The following is a 21,422-nucleotide window of genomic DNA, read 5'->3' as shown; positions in this document are numbered from 1 at the left end:
CATGACGACGACGCGCGCCCCGCGGATCGGGGTCATGGGTGGAACGTTCGACCCGATCCACCATGGCCACCTCGTCGCGGCGAGCGAGGTCGCGCAGTCGTTCGATCTCGACGAGGTCGTCTTCGTTCCCACGGGACGCCCGTGGCAGAAGCAGCAGGTCTCGCCGAGCGAAGACCGCTACCTGATGACGGTGATCGCAACGGCGTCAAACCCTCAGTTCACTGTCAGCCGGGTGGATATCGACCGGGACGGCTTCACCTACACGATCGATACCCTGCGCGATATCAAGGCTCAGCGCCCCGGCGCAGATCTGTTCTTCATCACGGGTGCGGATGCCGTGGCGCAGATTCTCGGGTGGAGGGACCATGATGAGTTGTGGGGCCTCGCCCACTTCGTCGCCGTTTCACGCCCAGGTCACGTGCTCAGCACGGACGGTCTGCCGCGAGACAACGTGAGCCAGCTCGAGATCCCCGCCCTCGCGATCTCGTCGACCGACTGCCGAGACCGCGTCCGCAGGGGCAATCCGGTCTGGTATCTCGTACCCGACGGCGTCGTCCAGTACATCGAGAAGCATCACCTCTATCGGAGCAAGGCATGAGCACACCCGATCAGCCCGACACGCCTCCGCTGACCCGTCGGCGGTTGCGAGAGATCCGCAACACGGGCGCCACTCCCGTCCTCACCCCCGAAGACATCGCCAAGAACGAAGCCTTCCTGAGCGAGGCCGACGATCGCGCTGCGGCTGCACAGCGTGACAAGGACGCGCAGCAGAACGCCCACGCCGACGACGCCATCGACACGGCGGAGCCCATCGATGCCGACGCGATCGAGTCCGAACCGCAACTCGATTCGGGGATGGCGTCGTCCGAGCCCGATGCGGCCGCCGAGCCGGAGACGCACGTTGAGCCCGACGCCGATGCCGAGCGACCTGCGGAGACGGCGGAGCCTGTCGCCCTTACGCCGTCGGTCGCGGGGGAGGAGCCGGTCACGCCCGCATCCTTCGCAGATCTCGCCGTGACCCCCCTGACCCGTCGCCAAGCGCGCGAGGTCGAGCGGATCCGCACCGCGTCGGTCCCGATCATCGCGCCGGATGGGGCTCCCTCGCCGACCCCGGACGCCGACACGACGACGCACGCAGACGAGCCGGAGGCCGTGTCTGCCCGCTCCGGCGACGCGGAGTCGGGAGCAGCGATCGCCGACGTCCCCGGGCTCGTTCGCCCCTCCGCTGTCGGCGACGAACCCATCGCCGTGGTGAACCCCCACTTCGGGTCGGGCCTTCTCGCCGGGGAGACCCCCGTCGTGGAGCTGCCTCCCTCGTTCGACCAGCTGATCACCCGGACCGGATCGACGGGGGTCTCGTCATCGACGCCGAACGCGCTGATCCTCTCTCAGACTCCCGCTGCCGCGCCGCTCGTCGCTCCGGTGACGGCCACCGGCGAGGTGCTCATCACCGGCACCTTCGACCTCCCCGAAGGGCTCGGCTCCGTCGGGCACGCGCCGGGGATGCACGACGGGAAGGATGTCGACGCCGTCCTCGTCGACGGAGAGCTACCCGCAGCATCCTCACCCACCCCGATCGCCGCCAGCGCAGCCATCAGTCAGGTGCGCAACTCTGACGAGATCATCCGGCCCCCCGCCCCTGAGAAGGGCGGCAGGCTGCTCATCGCGCTGACGATCACTGCCGGCGCGTTGCTCGTCACCGTTGCCGGACTTCTCGTCCTCGCTTTCACGACAGGAATCTTCTAAATGGTCGCCACCGACAACTCCCGCGAGATGCTGCAGATCGCGGCTCGCGCCGCCGACGCCAAGAGCGGCGAGGATCTGGTCGCTCTCGACGTCTCCGAGCCGCTGCCGCTCGTCGACATCTTCCTCATGGTCACCGGGCGCAACGAGCGCAACGTCGCGGCCATCGCCGACGCCATCGAGGAGGATCTTCTCGAAGCGGGGCACAAGCGTCTGCGCAGAGAGGGCCGCCAGGAGTCGCGCTGGGTGCTGCTCGACTTCGGCGATCTCGTCGTGCACGTCTTCCATGAGCAGGAGCGTGTCTTCTACGGGCTCGAGCGTCTCTGGAAGGACTGCCCTGTGGTTCCCATCGATTTGCCGGCACCCGCGAATCAAGAGTGACGAATCGCGCTCCCTGGTTCGTGGCATCCCTTCGGATGTAGTAATCTAGGGGGGTTGCCTTGTGAGGCAGCGTAAGGGCCTGTGGCGCAGCTGGTAGCGCACCTGCATGGCATGCAGGGGGTCAGGGGTTCGAGTCCCCTCAGGTCCACCACTGGACGCCCGATCGGTCATGCGAAAGCGTGTCTGATCGGGCGTTTCTCTTTCGCTTTTGGTATATGCGTGGCCGCGTTTTCCGCATTCATGGAGTAGCTGAGAGCACCGCAAGACCACAAGGCTTCCTATCCTGGCCAGAACATTTCAGGTGGGGATTTGTTCTCGGGCCCAGCAAGTGTCGCCCAGTAGCTAGCACGAAGGTCCGTTAGTGCTCCGGTCGCGCCATTGAGGTGATGTAGCAGGACGCGCTTTATCCTTCGTCGGAACGTCGCTCGGAGTCGGCATCGTGATGTTCGGCTTCACGCGCGTAGTCCTCAGCCATTCCGCGGAGAATCCTCGCTGTGCGGGGCCATCTGCTGGTGATTTGCGTCGACCATGCTCGGTATGTGTCCTCCAATGTCCTCTCCTGGGCTCCGCCGTCAAAGAGATCGCGCGAGTGTATGCCGCGTTGGTTAAAGCGGCCGATCGCGAGACCCGTATCAAGCCGTGCGCTGCCGACGCTCTCCACGATCTCCCGCACTGGCTCGGCAGGCCACGCGCCGTCGGCGCCGATCGGGCTGGTGGCGAGAATTTCACCAATGACCTCGTCGCCGATAGATGTCCGCGCGCTCTCCGAGAAGGCGAGCCGTGCTGCTCGGACCCAGGTCGTGAGATGGTCGCCGTCGATCGTGCCGTCAGGTTGCGCACCGGGAGTGGCACTCCATTCGTGAAGCACGCTCCACGAAAGGTGCGCTCGCGCTTGGTCATGGGCGGATGGATCGCCAGCCGGCTCGTTCTCGCCTCGGTACACCATGCTGACGAGCGCGACGAACTCCGCAGGGTCCGCGTTCAGCAGCCTGTAGAGGGCGGCAGATGGCCGATGATCATGAAGAAGCTCGAAGAAAGTGAACTCGAACACCGGCAGTCGTGGGTGATCGGGTGCCTCTTGCTCCAAGAAGGTGAGCGCCTGCTCCAGGTGATACGACGTCATCTGATGGTCCGTGAGTGGCTCATGCGTCATCACGAGTGCGTCCACGACGAACTCGACGATCGAGATCGTCGGCTTCGGCTCCTTGGTCAGCGAGGACGAAAGAAGTTCGAGCGCTTGCCACGGACGGCCACGTTCGCAGAGGAGGCGAAGGGCGTCCTCGAGTTCGTCCGGCTCGACCTGGAAGGGTCGGACGCTCCTCCAATAGCGGTCCTGGAGCGAATCCGTAAGAGTCGAAGCCCATTCCCACTCGGCCCGTCCGAACGGAAGCATGCCCAAGGCGTTGATCTGGGCGCGCTCGCTCTCGACGTGGCCCGAGTCGAGAATTGTCTCGAGACCCGACAGGCCGTTCTCGGCGATGCGGCGCCCTACAAAAGCCATAGCGACCTGGGCAAGGTTCTGCTGTTCGCTGTCGAGCCAATCGAGAAGTTCGTCGCCAGGCGCATCGCTTCGAGCGCCGAGGGCGGCGCCGAGCGAGCGAGCGTCGTCGACGGCCAGGGCAAGTTTGGTGAGTGCTTCGATCCCTTGCGGAAGAACAGCATCTACCGCTTCGCGCTGCAGGCGATCTCGCGCGATCCGGTACTCGTCGGTTGACCGAGGCACACCCGGGATTGGGGTCCGCCAACCGAAGGCACTCACGAAGCGCTCCGGATCATCGGCTGGCTCGATAGCAGAAGCGATGGCCTCGAGACGCTGCACATGCTCTTCGGGCATCGCCCACTGACTCGTGCTGAACTCGCGATGTTGGAGAGTTTCCGTCTCGATCGTCCGCCAGATGGATGTTCGTTCACTTTGCGACCAGACGCTTTCATGTGCGGCCTGCTCGAGTGCGTCGAGGACCGTATCTCGGAAGGCCCGGGGTAGCTCATCGATCCTCGGAATGAGGTCACGCCATCGATCGGCGTTGACTCCGGCGGCGTTGACGGATAGCGCTGTTATTGACTCCGTGAATCGGCCCCAGTCCGCCCACGTCACTGATTCCCTCGAGGCGGTCCAATCCCGATGTTTCGGCTTCTGGGGCGGTGACGCCACAGCGTGTCGAGTGGGTAACAGGGCGAGGATGAGCTTCCATGCCACCTCCGGATCTCGTTGGTGGAGCTGGCGAGCGAATTCGATCTTGTCGTCGATGCTTGCACCGCTGTTCACGAGCCAACCGAGCTCGACACTTGCGAGACTCTCGGCGGGGCGATTGCTGAGTCGTCCCCCCGGGTCGATGCGTGTGAGCTTGGCTAGCATCGATGCGCTGCGAGAGAAATAGATGGGGGACCAGCAGAGCAGTTCGAGTGCCCAGAGCAGACTGGGATGCGGGGACGACGGGCCCCAGAAGTCGGCGGACTTGTCCTGAAAGAGGGCGGCCAACTGCGGGTCGACGGCGCTGAGATCGTTGTCGACCGCATCGAGGAAAATGTCCGGTGACGCTTCGGCGAGGGCGGGCAACGATGCTGAGAGCAAAATCCAACCAGTACCGCCGCGGGTGCTCGACTCTTTAAGAAGTCGGTGAACGATCCGGTCGATCTGAAGTTGAATCCGGAAAGTGGGCAGGTCTTCGCTCGTGGCTGCAGCGAGGGCGAGGGCGTTTGCGATCCCACGCTTCATTGTCTCGGAAGTTGGTGTCCGTATCCCGCTGGCCTGCGCCTGCATCCGTTCGAAACTGTCCATTCCGTCGTACGGGTCTGCTTCGAGGAGCACCTCCAACGCGACGTCGGACCAGACCCGGTACTGGTCTGAGGTGAGCTTCGGCAGGAGGCTCAGCGCCGCCTCCGCGGGCGACGCGAGTGTCCAGTTACCGCCAGAGCGCACAAACGGGGGATCCGGTTTGGTGGCTAGCGAACTCAGGAGGCGTTCGATCTGTGCCTTCGGGGCTCCAGTGAGTCGTTCGATCACCGCCTGGTCACCAACCGAGCTCGTCCAGGAGCCAGCGGAGAGTAGCGGCGCAATAACTGCGGCTGTGTCTGGTTCTTCGACCCAGGGCGGCAGCTGGTAGCGGGACTCACGCCCAATCCTTCTAAACAGGGCTGGCATGCTGCGACGGGCGAGTGCTACAAGGCTCCCCACATCCTGATCAGTGACTTCGCGCAATGCTGCCGCGCCCTCGACGCGTCCGATTCGGGGCAGAGTTACATGTCGGTCTCCGCGGACGATGTCGTCCGTGCCTGCCGGCAAGATCACCTGGTGGCCGCGATCAATCGCAGCGGCCAGGTCGAGACCATCCCTGTGAAGGGGAATGAGAATGAGCTGCTCACGTGACTCCGAGATCCGCTGCCACGCAGACTCGTCCTGAACGACGACGATCCGCTCGTGCGCACGGTCGACATTCGCGGTCGCGGCGAAAACGAACGCGATGACCTCCTCGGCCCACGGGGCGGAGATTGTTATCGGCTCAGCGTTCGATCCCGCGCTGAGGAAGTTCGCGAGCTTCTCGGATTCGGACTCGCGACCCGCGATGAAAAAGCTCTCCGGAAGCCTCGGGCTAGTGCTTGACGAGAACCGACTCCACCATGTCGTGATCGTGTAGGCGTCGCGCGGCCGATAGCCCAGGCGCTCGGACAGCCAGTAGTGTACGGCTGGCGCCGTGAGCAACCACGCTTCGATCGAATGGGCGTCCAGCACGCGCACGCCAGCGAAGTGCTGGTCGCGAGCTCGCTCGATCGCCCATTCTTGACCACCTGCCCAATTTCGCGGCGTTGCGAACACGAAGGTTGCACCGGAGTCTTCCGCAGGGGGAGGGACGCGCTTGTCGTAGTCGCTCTGCGCCTTCTGTTTCGGTTTCGCATCCGTGCCGAGCTCGAAGCGAAGCGGTCCGTTCGGCAGAACGGCGGCGCCGGTCGAGGTCACGGTGCCATCCCAACCTGGTGCCGCAACGCCCTCGTGGGCGCGCATCTCGAGATTCGTGATGCCGGGCGTACTGGCGAGGAGGCGACGGATGAGATCAGGGAACGCACTCTTGGCGTCGAGAGTTGCGCCCCATCGATCAATGTCGATGGCGCGAGCAAGCTCGGGCCCGATGGTGCTGAACGAAGGGGCGGCCGCGGACTTCGATTCGCCTCGTTCTCGTGCCATACGTTCGATGTAATCGCGCGAGAAGCGGTGCGCCGAGGAGCCGGGGACGCGGGAAGAAACCAAAACGCCTGACTTGACCCAGTTTCGAACCGTGTTCTCATGAACACCGAGGGCGGCGGCCGTCTGCCGTACATTCAGATACTCGCTCGATGCACCATTCATGACAATAGGATACCAGATTGTTGACTTTGTGTACATGAATCTCAATGTCGCTGCGCCTTCGCGATGTCGCGCAGCCTAGGCCGAATGCGTCAAGACGGTGCTGGGACGACGGTCACTCTGCGAGCAGCAGTTTCGTCCTTCTTCGGTGCCTCTGGTCTCCTTCATTCACCGCCGGATCTCAACTCCATGGTCGCGCAGTACCTTCAACACCACGTGCGTGCTGAAACCCACCTCGCGTCCGACTACGGCTGCGGATGCACCCTCCCTGTAGCGTCGGATTGCTTGCGTCGCCTGCTCCTTACTCATCCAGATGACAGTGAGGATGCCGACGCGCGCGAGATGATGCCCGACGGTCTGCCTCGTGATCCCCAACTCTCGAGCGGTGGCAGCAACGCTGGCTGTCGCTCGGTAGCTCACGATCAGGGCCTCGACCTCCTGGGGTTGGAGTTGCCGTGCCGTCCGTGGCCCCGTCCTCTTAATGCTGGGGCGGTCCGCTCGTCGGAGCTCCGCCAACAGCTCGGCCGGACGAGGCGCGACCGAGGATTGTTTGGAGTAGACATGCAGTAGGTCCACACATCACGAAGACCCCCGGGAAACCGGGGGTCTTCGTCGTTTGCGGCGAGGGATGCGGCGTCCCTGTCGTGCTGCCTCCCCGCGATGGCATCGGTGCTGATAGCGTCAGCCGTACGGCACCCGAATTGAGAGCCCGAACATTCAACGGAGGTGGACGGGTGAGTATGGATACATCCCTCCCCGGCGACGATCGTGCGGCTTTCTCAGAAGCGCTCGCGCGTCTCTCCGCCGCCCGGAAGGGCGATGACCTGTGCGGCCCTTTTGTGGGCGCGGCGCAGGTCTCGGGTGCCTCCATCTCCACTCTCGGTCGTCCGCTGGGGAGCGAGACCGTCTGCGCCAGTAACCGCACCGCGGCCCGAATCGACGAGATCCAGATCGATCTCGGCGAAGGACCGTGCTGGGACGCCCTGAGCGACCGACGACCGGTGCTCGAGACAGACCTTGCGCGGACGACGTCGACGAACTGGCCGAGTGCCCGGGAGGCATTCCGCCTGCTCGACGTCGGCGCGATCTACTCGTTCCCGCTCTATGTCGGCGAGCTGAGCGTCGGGGCAGTCGACCTCTACAACGACCGACCGCGCGACTTGACCGCCCGCGCGGTCGCCGACGTCACGACTCTCGCTGAAATCGCATCCAGACGGATTCTCCAGCGCGCGCTCGACGACGTCGAGCACACCGAAGACGGTCTGCCGGACGGTCCGCACTCCCGCCGTGAGATGCACCAGGCCTCCGGCATGGTCGCCGCGCAACTCGGCATCGGGGTGGAAGACGCCCTGCTCGTGCTGCGCGGGCGCGCCTATTCCACCAGCCGAACGGTGGCGCAGGTCGCCGAAGACGTCGTCGCACGCCGTCTGAGATTCGATCTCTGAGCTGGAACGGTACCTACACTCAACTATGAGCACCCGCGAAGAGCACCTGCTGCGAACCGTGGCGAAACTGGCCGACTCGCTCGTCGACGATTTCGACATCGTCGATCTGCTGCAGCTCTTGGTCGACGACTGCACCGATATCTTCGACGCCACGGCGGCCGGCATCCTGCTGGCCGGGCCTGACCGTCAATTGGAGGTCATCGCGTCCACCAGCGAGCGCAGCGAGCTCATCGGACTCCTCCAGGTTCACGTCGGTGAGGGTCCCTGTGTCGAAGCCGCTCTGACCGGTGACGTCGTCTCGGTCCCCGATCTCCGGCACGTCACCGACAAGTGGCCACGATTCGCGGCCGACGCGCATCGATCCGGGTATGCCTCTCTGTACGCGATCCCCATGCGGCTGCGCGATTCGGTCATCGGTTCGCTCAACCTCTTCCGCGATCGGACCGGCGAGCTCAATCACGCCGATGCCACAGCGGCGAAGACCCTCGCCGACATCGCGACGATCAGCATCCTGCAACAGCGGCTCACCGAAGAATCCGTCATGGCTCAGAGGCAGCTGCAGAGGGCCCTGAACAGCCGGGTGGTCATCGAACAGGCCAAGGGGTATGTGTCGTTCAGCCACGACATCGATATGGACGCAGCCTTCCGGCTGCTGCGTATGCACGCTCGCTCCACCCGGTCGCCTATTAGCGCTGTCGCGGCCGAGGTGATCGCAGGCCGGCTCAAGCTCTAGCGGATGGGCTCCACCCGCGACTCGGGTGGATTGAACGAGAAACCGTCGCCGAGCCGGGTGAGCAGGCTTATCCGGATATCGGCCGCGCGCACGCTGAACGCGCGCTGGCGTCGTCCGTATTCGGTCTTTCCTTCGACCGTCTCGATCGCTACCGGCTCGTAACCCCAGTCCCGCAGATCGTACGGTGAAGCCTGCATGTCGAGCGTGCGGATGTCTCGCGCGAGTTCGAACGCATCGAGCAGCACCTCACCCGGTACGAGAGGCCCGAGTTTGACCGCCCACTTGTAGAGGTCCATGCCGGCGTGCAGGCAGCCCGGTTGCTCGCGGGCGACCTGAAGGTCGCGGCTCAGGGGCTCATGATTGCGGGGCACCGCGGCATCGGTGAAGAACCGGTACGCGTCGAAGTGGGTGCAGCGAAGCTCGGATGCTTCGACCACGGCATCTGTCTCGGCTGCGCTCAGGCGCAGCGGGACGTCGTGTCGGGGTGTTGCGTCTCGGTAGACCATCGCCCATTCGTGGAGTCCGAAGCATCCGAAATGGGCCGGTCGCTGCGATGTCGCCCGGAGGAGGCGAGAGACGGCCGTGATCAGATTGCCGCGATCCGCGCGGAACGCGTCGGTGTCGACGACGACGACGCCGCCGTCGCTGGAGCGATACCACCGCCACCCGGCACGTTCGTCGGCGTCGGCGAGAGCGACACCGGCACCGGGGTGCCAGCGTCGTAGCACCGAGGGCTTGTACGAGTAGTAGGTGAACAGGAAGTCGTCGACCGGGTGAGTCTCGCCGCGAGATGCCCGGGCTCGCCGTCCCGCCGTGAGGGCGTCAGCGCGTGCCGCGTGCGTCTCGGCTATCGCTCGCCACTCGTCGCCGCTCAGTACGGTCGTGGTCGCGGTCTGCTGTGTGGGCGACGTCACTCGTCGACCGGCTCGATCAGCTCCGAGGAGTTGTTGCGCACGTTGCCCACTGCCGTGGAGACGACGTGGTCGTCGAGGGTGTCGGCGACGGTGGGCGCCGCATCGATGGCGGCGTCGAGGATGTCGCCGACGTTGTCGGTCGATGGGTCGAGCCACGCGTCGGCGTAGTCGGCGTCCATGAACAACGGCATACGGTCGTGGATCGACCCCAGCCGACCGATCGAGGCGCGGGTGAGGATGGTGAAGCTCAGCATCCACCGAGCTGGATCGTCATCGCCGAGCTCGGGGTTCTTCCACCATTCGTAGAGCCCGGCGAAGAACAGAGGCGATCCGTCGGCGGGGTGGATGTAGTGGGGAACCTTGCCGTCGTCGGTCGTCTTCCACTCGTAGTAGCCCGACGCAGGCACGATGGCACGGCGCTTCTCGAGCGCCCCCCGGAACATCGGCTTGTTCTCGATCTCTTCCGATCGGGCGTTGAAGGCCTTGACGCCGATTCCCGGATCTTTCGCCCACGACGGTACGAGGCCCCAGCGCGCTGGTTCGAGCCGCCGGGTGGGCGGATCGGTCTTCACCGAATCGAGCACGATCGCCGCCGACGCCGTGGGGGCGATGTTGTACGACGGAGCGGGGAGAACGTCGTTCTCGACGTCGACGCGCAAGACCCCCACGAGTTCGGAACCGACATTGGCAACCACGAATCGACCGCACATGGTTCCACCGTAGACGGGCCCTACGACACCGTCACTTCTCGGGGTCGTCTTCCGCGGCGATGCCGACGGCCGCGAGTCGATCGAGGAGGCCCGCGCCGTCCGACGCCGTGACCCAGGGCACCTCCGCTGCGGAGTGATCGTCGACGACCGTGCGGCCACCGGCGAGCACCGCCTCGGCGGGTGAGAGCTTGCGGATCGCCACGCCGGCGACGTTCGCGGGGTGGTCGATCGCGAAACCCGTGTAGATCTCGTCGTCGTGCTGACCGTCGTCTCCGACGAGCAGCCATTGGATGTCGGGGAACTCCTCGGCCAGTCGCCGCAGGTTCGTCTTCTTGTGGTCTTTGCCGCTGCGGAACCACCGGTCGTGGGTCGGACCCCAGTCGGTCAGCAGGATGGCCCCCGCGGGGTAGAGGTGACGGCGGAGGAAGCGGATGAGCGTGGGGGCGACGTTCCACGCGCCCGTCGACAGGTAGATGACCGGCGAACCCGGGTGCTCCCGGGTCAGCCGCTCGAGCATCACCGCCATGCCCGGTACGGGCTGGCGGGCATGCTCATCGACGACGAAAGAGTTCCACGCGGCCAGGAGAGGCCGGGGGAGCGCGGTCACCATGACGGTGTCGTCGACATCGGAGACCAGGCCGAAGCGTACGCCGGAGGCCACGATGAACACCCGAGATTCGACCGGCTCGCCGTCCTCGACGGTCACCGTGATCGTCTGCCAGCCCGGTTCGAGGCGGGCCGGCAGCACGGTGTCGATGACGCCGCCGCGGTCGGCGCGCACATCGTGGCGCTCGCCCTCGATGGTGACCGTCACCTGCGCGAACGCCACGGGAACGGCCGCGAAGCTGCGCCACCCGCGGACGCTGGAGTACTCGCCGGATGAACTCTGCTTCACAGCCGGGACGATCAGGACGCGTCCGAGGACCCGTACCCACTCCTCACTGCCGTATCCGGGAAAGCCGGTCGCGGTGGGCACGAGGCCGCGCCCGCGGGCGCGACGCTCCCGCCACGAGTGGAAGCGTCGCTCGAGACGGGCGAGCCACAGGATCTTGGGGCGCTCAGGTGCGTCGGAAGGCATCGCTCTCAGTCTTTCATGCCCGCATCGTCCGCGTGCGAGGGTTCGGCCGGATCGTCGCCGAGATGCTTGCGCTCCACGCGCTCGATCACCTTCTTGCCGATGAAGATCAGCACGAGGAACACGACGATCACGGCGACGAAGATGTAGCCCGCGTAATGGATCGACTGCGACAGATCGCGATACGTGCCCGCGGCGAGGGAGGCGACCGAGATGTAGAGCGTCGTCCAGATCACGCACGCCGGCGTCGTCCAGGCGAGGAACCGCCGGTAGGAGTAGTTGCTCATGCCCACCGTGAGCGGGACCAACGAGTGCAGCACGGGGAGGAACCGCGAGAGGAAGATCGCGAGCCCGCCGCGCCGTTGGAGATACCGCTCCGAGCGTTGCCAGTTCTTCTCCCCGATGCGCCGCCCCAACCGCGAGGCGCGGATGCGGGGTCCGAGGAATCGGCCGAGGGCGAAGCCGATGCTCTCACCGATGAGCGCACCGCCCACCACCGCAAACCCGAGCGCGATTGCCTCGACGGGGCCGGAGACGGCGGTGCCCGCGACGATCACCACCGTGTCGCCGGGCACCACGAGACCGACCAGCACGCTCGTCTCGAGCATGATGGCCAGGCCGGCGATGATCGTCCGCACGACGGGATCGACACTCTGCACCGTGTCGAGCAGCCACGTCAGGATCTCGTTCACGCCACGAGCCTAGAACCCGTCGTCGCGTCTACCCTGGGAGCGTGTCGCCACTGAACGTCGCCGTCGCCGTCGACGCATGGATCGACCCCTCCGACGCCTACGCCGGTGTCGTGGGAGACGATCCGCACGGCTTCTGGCTCGACGCCGGCCCCGACGCCCTCCACGGCTGGAGCTGGCTCGGCGTCGGACGCCCCGAGTTCGACCCCGCCGCGGTGGACGCGGTCGACCTGACGCGACCCTCGCATCGCACCGACGAGGCCGGCCCCTTCCGCGGCGGGTGGGTGGGCTGGGTCACCTATGAGGCGGGCGCCTCGGCCGCTGCTGCGCCCACCGTCACCGGCGAGGACCCCGCGCGGTGGTGGCTGCGCGTAGACGACTTCCTCGCCTTCGATCACGCGAACCGCCGCGTCTGGGCGTGGGCGCCGACGCGCGAGCGAGCCACGCGGTTGGCCGACACGGCGGCGCGATGCCGGCCGGATGCTGCGCTGCCGGCTGAGCCCGCCGCATCCGTCGCCCGTTCCCGCCATCTGCCGTCGGAGTACGGCGAACTGGTGGAGAGGTGTCGCGATCACATCCGTGAGGGCGATGCCTACCTCCTCTGCGTGACGACCCGCTTCGAGATCGACGGGCATATCGATCCGCGCGCGGTGCATCGCAGGCTTCGGGCATCATCCCCGAGTCACCACGGAGGCTTCGTGCGGGCCGGAGGCACAGCGCTCGTCAGCGCGACCCCGGAGCGCTTCCTCACGGTGGACGACGGGGTGGTGCGGACGCATCCGATCAAGGGCACACGACCGCGTTCGATCGATCCCGTGGAGGATCGCCGGCTCGCCGACGAGCTGCGCGCAGATCCGAAGGAACGCGCGGAGAACGTCATGATCGTGGACCTGATGCGCAACGACCTCGCGCGGGTGTGCGCCCCCGGCACCGTGACCGTCGAACGGCTGCTCGACATCGAGAGCTACCCCGCCGTCCACCAGCTCGTGAGCACCATCGCGGGCTCCCTCGCCGATGGCGCGACCCTCGGCTCGTTGCTCGCGGCCGCGTTCCCGGCGGGCAGCATGACGGGGGCCCCGAAGCTGTCGGCCATGACGATCCTGCGCGAACTCGAAGCTGCTCCGCGGGGCGTGTTCTCGGGCTGCTTCGGGTGGGTGGGCGACGACGGAGGAGCCGACCTCGCGATGGTGATCCGCAGCGTCGTCGTGCACCCCGACGGTGCGTACGTCGGCGCCGGGGGCGGCATCACGTGGCACTCCCGGCCCGAGGCGGAGGTGCGCGAGGTGGGCTGGAAAGCGCGCGCGCCCCTGGCCGCGATCGGCGCCGTTCTGCCGCCGGGCTGGTGACGGCGGCATTCCGGTAACGTGGATCGCGCGCCGTGTGCGCGACCCGAACCCCACGATTGGCTCTTCCGTATGTCTTCTATGCCCTCTTCGCCCGCTGAGAGCGGTGGCCCCGACGTTCACGCGGTCCAGCGGAAGTGGCAGGAACGCTGGGCCGAGAAAGACCCGTTCCGCGCCGGCGGCGACGAAGACACCCGCCCACGCAAGTACGTGCTGGCGATGTTCCCCTACCCCTCCGGCGACCTGCACATGGGGCACGCCGAGAACTACCTCTACTCCGACATCGTCGCGAGGTTCTGGCGGCACCGCGGCTACAACGTGCTGCACCCGATCGGCTGGGACTCCTTCGGCCTCCCGGCAGAGAACGCGGCCATCCAGCGCAAGGCCGATCCGGTGCAGTGGACATCGGCGAACATCGCTCAGCAGAAGACGAGCATGAAGGACTACGGGGTCTCCTTCGACTGGAGCCGCGTGCTCCACACGAGCGACCCCGACTACTACCGCTGGAACCAGTGGCTCTTCGAGCGCCTCTACGAGCGGGGCCTCGCCTACCGCAAGGACGGCGCCGTGAACTGGTGCCCCTTCGACCAGACCGTGCTCGCCAACGAGCAGGTCGTGGACGGTCGTTGCGAGCGGTGCGGCAACGAGGTCGTCAAGAAGAAGCTGACCCAGTGGTACCTGCGCATCACCGACTACGCCGACCGCCTGCTGGACGACCTGAACCAGCTCGAGGGTTTCTGGCCGCAGAAGGTCATCCAGATGCAGCGCAACTGGATCGGTCGTTCCGTGGGCGCCGACATCGACTTCGAGATCGAGGGACGCGCCGAGAAGGTCACCGTCTTCTCCACCCGCCCCGACACGCTGCACGGCGCGACATTCTTCGTCGTGGCACCCGATTCCGACCTCGCCGCCGAGCTCGTCCAGGGCGCGTCCGCCGAGGCGCAGGAGCGGTTCTCGACCTACCTGGCCGACGTCCGCAAGGCCACCGACATCGATCGGCAGTCGAGCGACCGTCCGAAGACCGGCGTCTTCCTCGAGCGCTGGGCGATCAACCCCGTCAACGGCGAGCGCATGCCCGTCTGGGCGGCGGATTACGTGCTGGCCGACTACGGCCACGGCGCGGTCATGGCTGTTCCCGCCCACGACCAGCGCGACCTCGACTTCGCCCGCGCGTTCGATCTGCCGGTGCGGATCGTCGTCGACACCACCGCTCCGATCACCGGCGCGATCCCCGTTATCGAGCTCGATGAGCACGGTGTGCCGATCGATCCGGGCGGGGAGAGCATCGATGACCTCGATCCGGCGCGCACGGGCGTCGCGCTCACGGGAGAGGGCCGTTTGATCAATTCGGGCCCCTTCGACGGGCTGTCCAAGCGCACGGCCATTTCTCGCGTGATCGACCAGCTTCAGAAGGACGGCCTCGGCCGCGCCGCCAAGACATTCCGTCTGCGCGACTGGCTCATCTCGCGCCAGCGCTTCTGGGGAACGCCGATCCCCATGATCCACACCGACGACGGTCGGATCGTGCCCGTGCCCGACGACCAGCTGCCGGTGCGTCTGCCGGCGGTCGAGGGTCTCGACCTCACCCCCAAGGGCGCGTCGCCGCTCGGCGCGGCGAAGGACTGGGTCGAGGTGGCCGACCCCGAGACCGGCGCTCCCGCTCGGCGCGACCCCGACACGATGGACACGTTCGTCGACAGCTCGTGGTACTACATGCGGTTCCTCTCGCCCGGCGACACGACGCAGCCGTTCTCCTCGCGTGAGGCCGACAAGTGGGGCCCGGTCGACTTCTACATCGGCGGCGTCGAGCACGCGATCCTCCACCTCCTCTACGCGCGCTTCGTCACGAAGGCGATGTTCGACATGGGCATGGTCGAGTTCACCGAACCGTTCACGCACCTGATCAACCAGGGCATGGTGATCCTCGGCGGCACGAAGATGTCGAAGAGCAAGGGCAACCTCGTGCTCTTCCAGGAGGAGCTCGACGCGCACGGCGCCGACGCCCTTCGTGTCGCCCTCGGATTCGCCGGCCCGGTGGAAGACGACAAGGACTGGGACGACGTCTCCACGACCGGCGCGACCAAGTTCCTCGCCCGAGCGCTGCGCATCGCCCACGACGTCGACAGCGAAACCGACGTCGTGTGGGCCGAGGGCGACGCGGCTCTGCGTCGCGTCACGCACCGCCTGTGGGCTGATGCGCCCGGACTCATCGAGCAGACGAAGTTCAACGTCGTGGTCGCCCGGCTCATGGAGCTCGTGAACGCGACCCGCAAGGCGATCGACACCGGAGCCGGAGCCGGCGACCCCGCCGTCCGCGAGGCGGCCGAAGCGATCGCGATGATCCTCGACCTTTTCGCCCCGCACACCGCGGAGGAGATGTGGGAGGTGCTCGGGTACGAGCCCTTCGTCGGTCTGGCCGTCTGGCGTCAGCCCGACCCCACCCTCCTCGTGGAAGAGTCCGTCACCGCGGTCGTGCAGGTCGACGGCAAGGTGCGCTCGACGCTGGAGGTGTCGGCGAGGATCGATGCCGCCGATCTCGAGGCCCGTGCGCGCGCCGACGAGAAGGTGCGCCGAGCACTCGGCGACCGTGAGATCGTCCGCGCGGTGGTGCGCCCGCCCAAGGTCGTCAGCTTCTCGACCAAGTAGCAACGGTCGCAACGGGGGAGGGGCGTAGCATCCGCCCCTCCCCAGGCTGCGTCCGTCGCGATCCTTCCACGGCAGTGAGGCGGCGCCTCGCGACGCGCACCGGGGCCACGTAGCGTCACCGGGGTGCCAGACGCCCACGATCGCACCGCCTCTCGACGTCTAGGCGTGGGCGCGGTCGTCGTGCTGCTGCTCGCCGGGCTGGTGATCACGGTCGGCATCGGTATCGCTCGTGGCGCGGGCGGTGCGGGAACCACGACGGTGACCCCCTCGGCGACAGCGCCGCCGGGCGACCCGGCCGACGGAGCGGTCTACGTTCACGTCACCGGCGCGGTCGCGGCACCCGGGCTCTATCGTCTGACGGTCGGGGCTCGCGTCGTCGATGCGGTCGGGTCGGCGGGCGGGTTCGCCGAAGATGCCGACCGGGGGTCGGTCAACCTGGCGCGCCCGGTGACCGACGGCGAGCAGCTCGTCGTGCCCGTGATCGGAGCGATCACCGACGAGCCGGCGCAGGGACAGCCGGATGCTGCGCTCGGCGCCGTCGGCGGACTCATCGACCTGAACAGTGCCGACCCCTCGGTGCTCGATACGCTGCCGCGGATCGGCCCGGCGCTGGCGGAGCGGATCGTCGCGTGGCGCGACGAGAACGGGCGGTTCACAAGCGTCGACGATCTGCTCAGCATCCCCGGGATTGGCGAGAAGATCGTCGACGGCCTGCGCGCTCTCGTGAGGGTATGAGCGCCGCGCGTCGACGCCGGCGCGCAGCGCGGCTCGTTCCAGCGGCCGTAATGGCGTGGGCGGCGGCCGCCCTCGCGGTCTGCGTCCCCGAGACGGCGGTGTGGGCATCGGCGGCGCTCTGGGTGACCGCGGTCGTGGGCTGCGCCCTGCTCTGGCGGCATCCGACGCCGGTGCGCGCGGTGATCGTGGTGGCCGCGGTCGGCGCCGCCGTGGCGGTGTCGCACGTGGCGCTCGCGCAGCCCGGCCGCACGAGCGTGGAGCACCTGGCCACGGGCGGTGGCCGCGCGCTCGTCGTCGAGGCGACGATCTCAGGCAAGCTCGACCCGAACAGCTCCGGCGACATCTGGTTCGACGCCCTCGCCGACCGCATCACGGCCGGCGATCGTGCCGTCACCGGCGGGGCGCTGCCGCTGCGCGTCGGGGTCGCGGCAGACGCCGTCGCGTCGCTCGACCGCGTCGACATCGGCAGCGAGGTCACCGTGCGCGCAACCTCCATCCCGTTGGGCGTCGGCGATCGGGCCGTGCTCGTTCTCCGCGCACAGGAGGTGATCGTGCGCGCGGAGCGGCCGAACGCGGTGCTCGCCGCCGCATCCGATCTGCGTCGCGGTCTCGTCGAGTCGGCCGGCGGGCTTCCCGGGCCCGGTGCGGCACTCGTGCCCGGCCTTGCCGTGGGCGAGACGCGTGCGGTCTCGGCCTCGCTGGACGAGAGCATGAAGGCGTCGTCGCTGTCGCACCTCACAGCCGTGTCGGGTGCGAACTGCGCCCTCGTGGTGGGGGTGGCGTACGGCACCTCGGCCCTCGTCGGCGCGCGACGGGGCACGCGGATCGCCGCCGGACTCGTCACGCTCGGGGGGTTCATCGTGCTCGTCACCCCCGAGCCCAGCGTGGTGCGCGCCGGCGCGATGGCCGCCATCGCGATGTTCGCTCTCGCGCTCGGGCGCGCGGGTGCGGGGCTGAGCGTGCTGTGCCTCGCCGTCGTGTTGCTGCTCGCCGTCGACCCCTGGCTCGCCATGTCGCTGGGATTCGCGCTCTCGACGGTGGCGACAGCATCCCTTCTGGTGCTCGCTCGTCCGCTGGCCGACGGGCTCTGCCGCTGGATGCCGCGACCGCTCGCCCTCGCTCTGTCGATACCGTTCGCGGCACAGCTCGCCTGCGGGCCTCTATTGGTGCTCGTCGACCCTCGCGTGCCGGTGCTCGGGGTCGCGGCCAACCTCCTCGCAGCGCCGGCCGCCCCTGTCGCCACCCTCGCGGGGCTCGCGGCGTGCCTTGCGGCTCCGTTCCCCTGGGTGCAGGACGGACTCACGGCGATCGCGTGGCTCCCGGCGAGCTGGATCGCCGGGATCGCCCAGGTGGTCGGAGCACTGCCCGGGCAGCAGCTGCCGTGGTGGAGCGAACTGGGCGGACTCGCCGCCCTCTCGGCCGTGTCGGTGTGCGTCGCCGTGGTCGTGCTCGCTCCGCCCGGAACGAATCGGCGGATGCTGCGTGGCGTCGCGGTCGTGGTGGTCTGTACGGTCGTCGGGGTCGGTGGCGGACAAACGGCCCTTCGCACGGTGGCCGGCCCGTGGACCGTACCCGGCAACTGGGCGATCGCCGCGTGCGACGTCGGTCAGGGCGATGCCGTGCTGCTGAGATCGGAGGGTGCCGTCGCACTCATCGACACCGGGCCCGACCCCGCAGCGCTGGACACGTGTCTCTCGCGCTTCGGGATCTCTCGGCTCGACCTGCTCGTGCTCACCCACTTCGACGCCGATCACCGGGGCGGTGTCGAGGCAGTGCGTGCTCGCGTCGACCTGGTCGTGCACGGGCCTTCCGACGGCGGCGCCGCCGATCGAGTGCTCGCTGGGCTTCGGCAGGGCGGATCCCGCACGGAGCTCGCCCACCCGGGTATGCAGGGGATCCTGGGCGGTGCGCGGTGGCGGGTGCTGTGGCCATCCGCGGCGGTCGCCGCCGGGAACGACGCGAGCGTCGTGCTCGACGTGCGCGGCGGGGGCATCCCCGACACCCTGCTCCTGGGCGACCTGTCTGCCGAGGCGCAGCAGGCGATGCAGCGGAACGAGCCGGTGGGGGAGTTCGATGTGGTGAAGGTCGCCCACCACGGCAGCGCCGACCAGGACGCACGGCTCTACGGCGCCGCGTCGCCGACGCTCGCGCTGGTCACGGTCGGTGCGGACAACGACTACGGCCACCCTCGAGAGTCGATCTTGTCGACGTTGGCGTCGGTGGGGGCGACCGTCGCCCGCACCGATCAGGAGGGCATCGTCGCGGCGTGGAAAGGCAACGACGGCGTGCTCGCTCTCTGGAGGGAACGCGACGTCGCGGGGGCTCGTTAGGCTGGTGGGTATGGCCGCCGCTCCCCGTCGATCCGCTCCGGCGAAGGCCAAGTCGGCGATCCCGCAGGTCTCGTGGCGCGAGCCGCGACCGGCGCCGGTGGTGCTGGTCTCCGGACCCGAAGAAGTGTGCGCCGAGCGTGCCATCGCGGGCATCCGCGACTACCTGCGCGCCGAGGATCCGAGCCTCGAGGTGACAGACGTCCGTGCCGACGACTACGCCGCGGGCACCCTGCTCGGCGTCAGTTCTCCCTCTCTCTTCGGCGAACCGCGTCTGGTGCGCATCGGCGGCGTCGAGAGAGCATCCGACACTTTCTTGCTCGAGGCGCTCGCCTACCTCGAGCACCCGCAGGAGGGCGCGACGATCGTGCTGCGGCACAACGCAGCGAGCGTGCGCGGAAAGAAGCTGCTCGATGCGGTGCGCGCGGGGCAGGGGAGCGGCATCGAGATTCCGTGCCTGGCGATCAAGCGCGACAGCGACAAGTACGACTTCGCCGCGGGCGAGTTCTCGGCCGCTCGCAAACGCATCGCGCCCACCGCGCTCCGCGCGCTCGTCTCGGCTTTCTCCGATGACGTCACCGAGCTCGCGGCCGCGTGTCAGCAGCTCATCTCCGACGTCGCTGGCGACATCGACGACCGGATCGTCGAGCGCTACTACGGCGGTCGGGTCGAGACGTCGGCGTTCACCGTCGCCGACACCGCGATCGCCGGCCGGTACGGAGATGCCCTCATCGCCCTCCGCCAGGCGCTCGCCTCGGGCGCCGACCCGGTGCCGCTTGTGGCTGCCGTGGCGATGAAGGTGCGAACGATGGCGCGGGTTGCGGGCAGTCGCGAATCGTCGGGGGCTCTGGCTGCCCGGCTGGGTATGAAGGACTGGCAGGTCGACCGAGCCCGGCGCGACCTCGTCGGTTGGTCGCAGACGACGCTGGGGATGGCCATCCATGCGGTGGCCCGGGCCGACTCCGAAGTGAAGGGCGCGTCACGCGACCCCGTGTTCGCGCTCGAGCGCATGATCACCGTGATCGCGACGCGCACGCCCTTCGGCGACTGAGCGGCGTCCATCCGCCGAGACGCCGCAATCTGCTGAGACACACCGCCGCGCCGCGTGTAACGGCCGATTCCGGTGTGTCGTGGCGGAAACGAGAAAGCCCGCCCCGCGAACGGGACGGGCTTTTCACGAGGTGCGGCTCAGAGAGCGGCGACCTGCTTGGCGATGGCCGACTTGCGGTTCGCCGCCTGGTTCTGGTGGATGACGCCCTTGCTCACGGCCTTGTCGAGCTTCTTGGTCGCCGTGATGAGGGCCTTCTCGGCCGTGGCCTTGTCGCCTGCGGCGATGGCTTCACGGGTGCGACGGATCTCGGTGCGCAGGCCGCTCTTGACAGCCTTGTTGCGCTCGTTAGCCTTCGCGTTGGTCTTGTTGCGCTTGATCTGCGACTTGATATTCGCCACGTTCGACGGTCTTTCGTTCGGAGGATTCGGTCAATTGCCGGTTGACAGAAGAGGGCTGTCGCACGGCGGTCGTGAGGGTGGGAAAACCCACACGCAAGCCAAACACCGAGTCTATCAGGTCTGCTCCACCGTCGTTATCGCGAGGTTGAGCACGGCGTTGAACACATCGGGGCGCATCGAGGTGACGAGATGGGTGGTCTTCGGCACGATGATCAGCTCGGCCTCGGGAACGGTCCTCGTGAACAGCGCTTCGTTGATGCGCAGCTGATCGTATTGCCCGTTCACGAACCAGAGAGGCACACGGATGCTGCGCAGCGCTCGCATGAGATCGAGCACCGAGAGGCTCGCCAGCGCGGTGTGCTGCGTGTCGAACGCGTACCCGCCCGCGCCGAAGTCCTCGCGGGTCTCTTCCGGCAGCGTGCGGGCGAGCACGTAGTCGGTGATGGCGGCGCCCCGATCGGGAAGCGAGTCGAATCCTCGGAGGAAGAGGCGGTATGCCCGCAGGGCTGCTCCCCGTGGGATAGCGGTGCAGCCCGCGCCGATGACCGCCGCCAGTGGAGGGGGCTCGTCCGATCCCGCATACTCGAGCGAGAGCAGGCCTCCCATGGAATGACCGACCAGCAGCACGGGGCCCCGGGCGGCCGCATCCGTGACGGCCCGGTCGATGGTGGCGAAGGCCCCTTCGATGGTGAAGTCCTCCGCCATCCGGGTTCCGTGCCCGGGCAGATCGACCGCTGTCGCCGTGTTTCCTCGCGCTGCGAGGTACTCGAGCTGAGGCCGCCACATGCTGGCGGACGTGCGGATGCCGTGGACGAACACCACCGCGACCGACATGTCTCCAACATACGACGCGCCCCCTGCCCGGCCGAAGCCGAACAGGGGGCGCGTTCGTC

17 protein-coding genes and 1 tRNA gene are annotated in these 21,422 nt (G+C 67.5%); 11 read left to right on the top strand and 7 right to left on the bottom strand.

Annotation, left to right across the window (positions count from 1 at the left end):
- The first annotated feature begins 1 nt into the window (after position 1).
- The 4 genes from nadD to ABTU82_RS01115 all read left to right on the top strand — a co-directional run bounded on the left by nadD (position 2) and on the right by ABTU82_RS01115 (position 2,275).
- Positions 2-598 (top strand): nicotinate-nucleotide adenylyltransferase, encoded by a 597-nt coding sequence (nadD, locus tag ABTU82_RS01130; protein WP_116646444.1) that lies wholly within the window; start codon positions 2-4, stop codon positions 596-598.
- The gene (locus ABTU82_RS01125) at positions 595-1,746 is read left to right on the top strand and encodes a hypothetical protein (RefSeq protein ID WP_407171135.1); all 1,152 of its coding nucleotides are present in this window, start codon (positions 595-597) and stop codon (positions 1,744-1,746) included. Before nadD ends, ABTU82_RS01125 begins: the two co-directional genes overlap by 4 nt.
- Positions 1,747-2,124 (top strand): ribosome silencing factor, encoded by a 378-nt coding sequence (gene rsfS / locus ABTU82_RS01120; protein WP_116646445.1) that lies wholly within the window; start codon positions 1,747-1,749, stop codon positions 2,122-2,124.
- Between the two features lie 75 nt (positions 2,125-2,199).
- A tRNA-Ala gene (locus tag ABTU82_RS01115) sits at positions 2,200-2,275 on the top strand.
- Positions 2,276-2,527: 252 nt separating this feature from the next.
- Here the strand turns inward: ABTU82_RS01115 and ABTU82_RS01110 are convergent.
- On the bottom strand, positions 2,528-6,466 hold the full coding sequence (locus ABTU82_RS01110) for a helix-turn-helix domain-containing protein (protein WP_407171132.1): 3,939 nt from the start codon (positions 6,464-6,466) through the stop codon (positions 2,528-2,530).
- A gap of 737 nt (positions 6,467-7,203) precedes the next feature.
- Between ABTU82_RS01110 and ABTU82_RS01105 the strand changes: the two genes are divergently transcribed.
- Positions 7,204-7,908 (top strand): GAF and ANTAR domain-containing protein, encoded by a 705-nt coding sequence (locus tag ABTU82_RS01105; RefSeq protein ID WP_407171130.1) that lies wholly within the window; start codon positions 7,204-7,206, stop codon positions 7,906-7,908.
- Positions 7,909-7,933: 25 nt separating this feature from the next.
- Positions 7,934-8,641 carry an ANTAR domain-containing protein gene (locus tag ABTU82_RS01100; RefSeq protein ID WP_407171127.1) on the top strand — a complete coding sequence of 236 codons (708 nt, stop codon included), beginning with the start codon at positions 7,934-7,936 and terminating at the stop codon, positions 8,639-8,641.
- On the opposite strand, the gene ABTU82_RS01095 is transcribed toward ABTU82_RS01100, so the two are convergent.
- Genes ABTU82_RS01095 through ABTU82_RS01080 form a run of 4 tightly spaced genes read right to left on the bottom strand, consistent with a single transcriptional unit; the run spans position 8,638 to position 12,032 of the window.
- Complete coding sequence (locus tag ABTU82_RS01095) at positions 8,638-9,555, bottom strand: 3-methyladenine DNA glycosylase (protein ID WP_407171124.1); 918 nt, start codon at positions 9,553-9,555, stop codon at positions 8,638-8,640. The two genes, ABTU82_RS01100 and ABTU82_RS01095, sit on opposite strands and share 4 nt — an antisense overlap.
- Positions 9,552-10,265 (bottom strand): SOS response-associated peptidase, encoded by a 714-nt coding sequence (locus ABTU82_RS01090; RefSeq protein WP_407171122.1) that lies wholly within the window; start codon positions 10,263-10,265, stop codon positions 9,552-9,554. The genes ABTU82_RS01095 and ABTU82_RS01090 overlap by 4 nt, the downstream gene beginning before the upstream one ends.
- A 31-nt stretch (positions 10,266-10,296) precedes the next feature.
- Positions 10,297-11,343 carry an App1 family protein gene (locus ABTU82_RS01085; RefSeq protein ID WP_116646461.1) on the bottom strand — a complete coding sequence of 349 codons (1,047 nt, stop codon included), beginning with the start codon at positions 11,341-11,343 and terminating at the stop codon, positions 10,297-10,299.
- A 5-nt stretch (positions 11,344-11,348) separates the two neighbouring features.
- Positions 11,349-12,032, bottom strand: coding sequence for a DedA family protein (locus ABTU82_RS01080; RefSeq protein WP_407171120.1), 684 nt, complete (start codon positions 12,030-12,032; stop codon positions 11,349-11,351).
- Between the two features lie 41 nt (positions 12,033-12,073).
- Here ABTU82_RS01080 and ABTU82_RS01075 point away from each other — a divergent pair, with 41 nt between their 5' ends.
- The 5 genes from ABTU82_RS01075 to holA all read left to right on the top strand — a co-directional run bounded on the left by ABTU82_RS01075 (position 12,074) and on the right by holA (position 20,131).
- Positions 12,074-13,375 (top strand): anthranilate synthase component I family protein, encoded by a 1,302-nt coding sequence (locus tag ABTU82_RS01075; protein WP_407171117.1) that lies wholly within the window; start codon positions 12,074-12,076, stop codon positions 13,373-13,375.
- A 69-nt stretch (positions 13,376-13,444) separates the two neighbouring features.
- The gene (gene leuS, locus ABTU82_RS01070; RefSeq protein WP_407171116.1) at positions 13,445-16,018 is read left to right on the top strand and encodes a leucine--tRNA ligase; all 2,574 of its coding nucleotides are present in this window, start codon (positions 13,445-13,447) and stop codon (positions 16,016-16,018) included.
- Positions 16,019-16,141: 123 nt separating this feature from the next.
- Positions 16,142-16,753 carry a ComEA family DNA-binding protein gene (locus ABTU82_RS01065; protein ID WP_407171114.1) on the top strand — a complete coding sequence of 204 codons (612 nt, stop codon included), beginning with the start codon at positions 16,142-16,144 and terminating at the stop codon, positions 16,751-16,753.
- Entirely contained in the window at positions 16,750-19,083 is a 2,334-nt protein-coding gene (locus ABTU82_RS01060) for a ComEC/Rec2 family competence protein (RefSeq protein WP_407171113.1), read from the top strand. Before ABTU82_RS01065 ends, ABTU82_RS01060 begins: the two co-directional genes overlap by 4 nt.
- Before the next feature lie 10 nt (positions 19,084-19,093).
- Complete coding sequence (gene holA, locus ABTU82_RS01055) at positions 19,094-20,131, top strand: DNA polymerase III subunit delta (protein WP_407171112.1); 1,038 nt, start codon at positions 19,094-19,096, stop codon at positions 20,129-20,131.
- Between the two features lie 137 nt (positions 20,132-20,268).
- Here holA and rpsT read toward each other — a convergent pair whose 3' ends face one another.
- Complete coding sequence (rpsT, locus tag ABTU82_RS01050) at positions 20,269-20,529, bottom strand: 30S ribosomal protein S20 (RefSeq protein ID WP_116646468.1); 261 nt, start codon at positions 20,527-20,529, stop codon at positions 20,269-20,271.
- A gap of 114 nt (positions 20,530-20,643) precedes the next feature.
- A complete protein-coding gene (locus ABTU82_RS01045; RefSeq protein ID WP_407171109.1) occupies positions 20,644-21,363 on the bottom strand; it encodes an alpha/beta fold hydrolase in 720 nt (239 codons plus the stop codon).
- Between the last annotated feature and the right edge of the window lie 59 nt (positions 21,364-21,422).

The sequence above is a fragment of the Microbacterium deferens genome (genome assembly GCF_045517775.1).
GTDB lineage: Bacteria > Actinomycetota > Actinomycetes > Actinomycetales > Microbacteriaceae > Microbacterium.
This window is presented reverse-complemented; position numbering and strand designations above follow the sequence as displayed.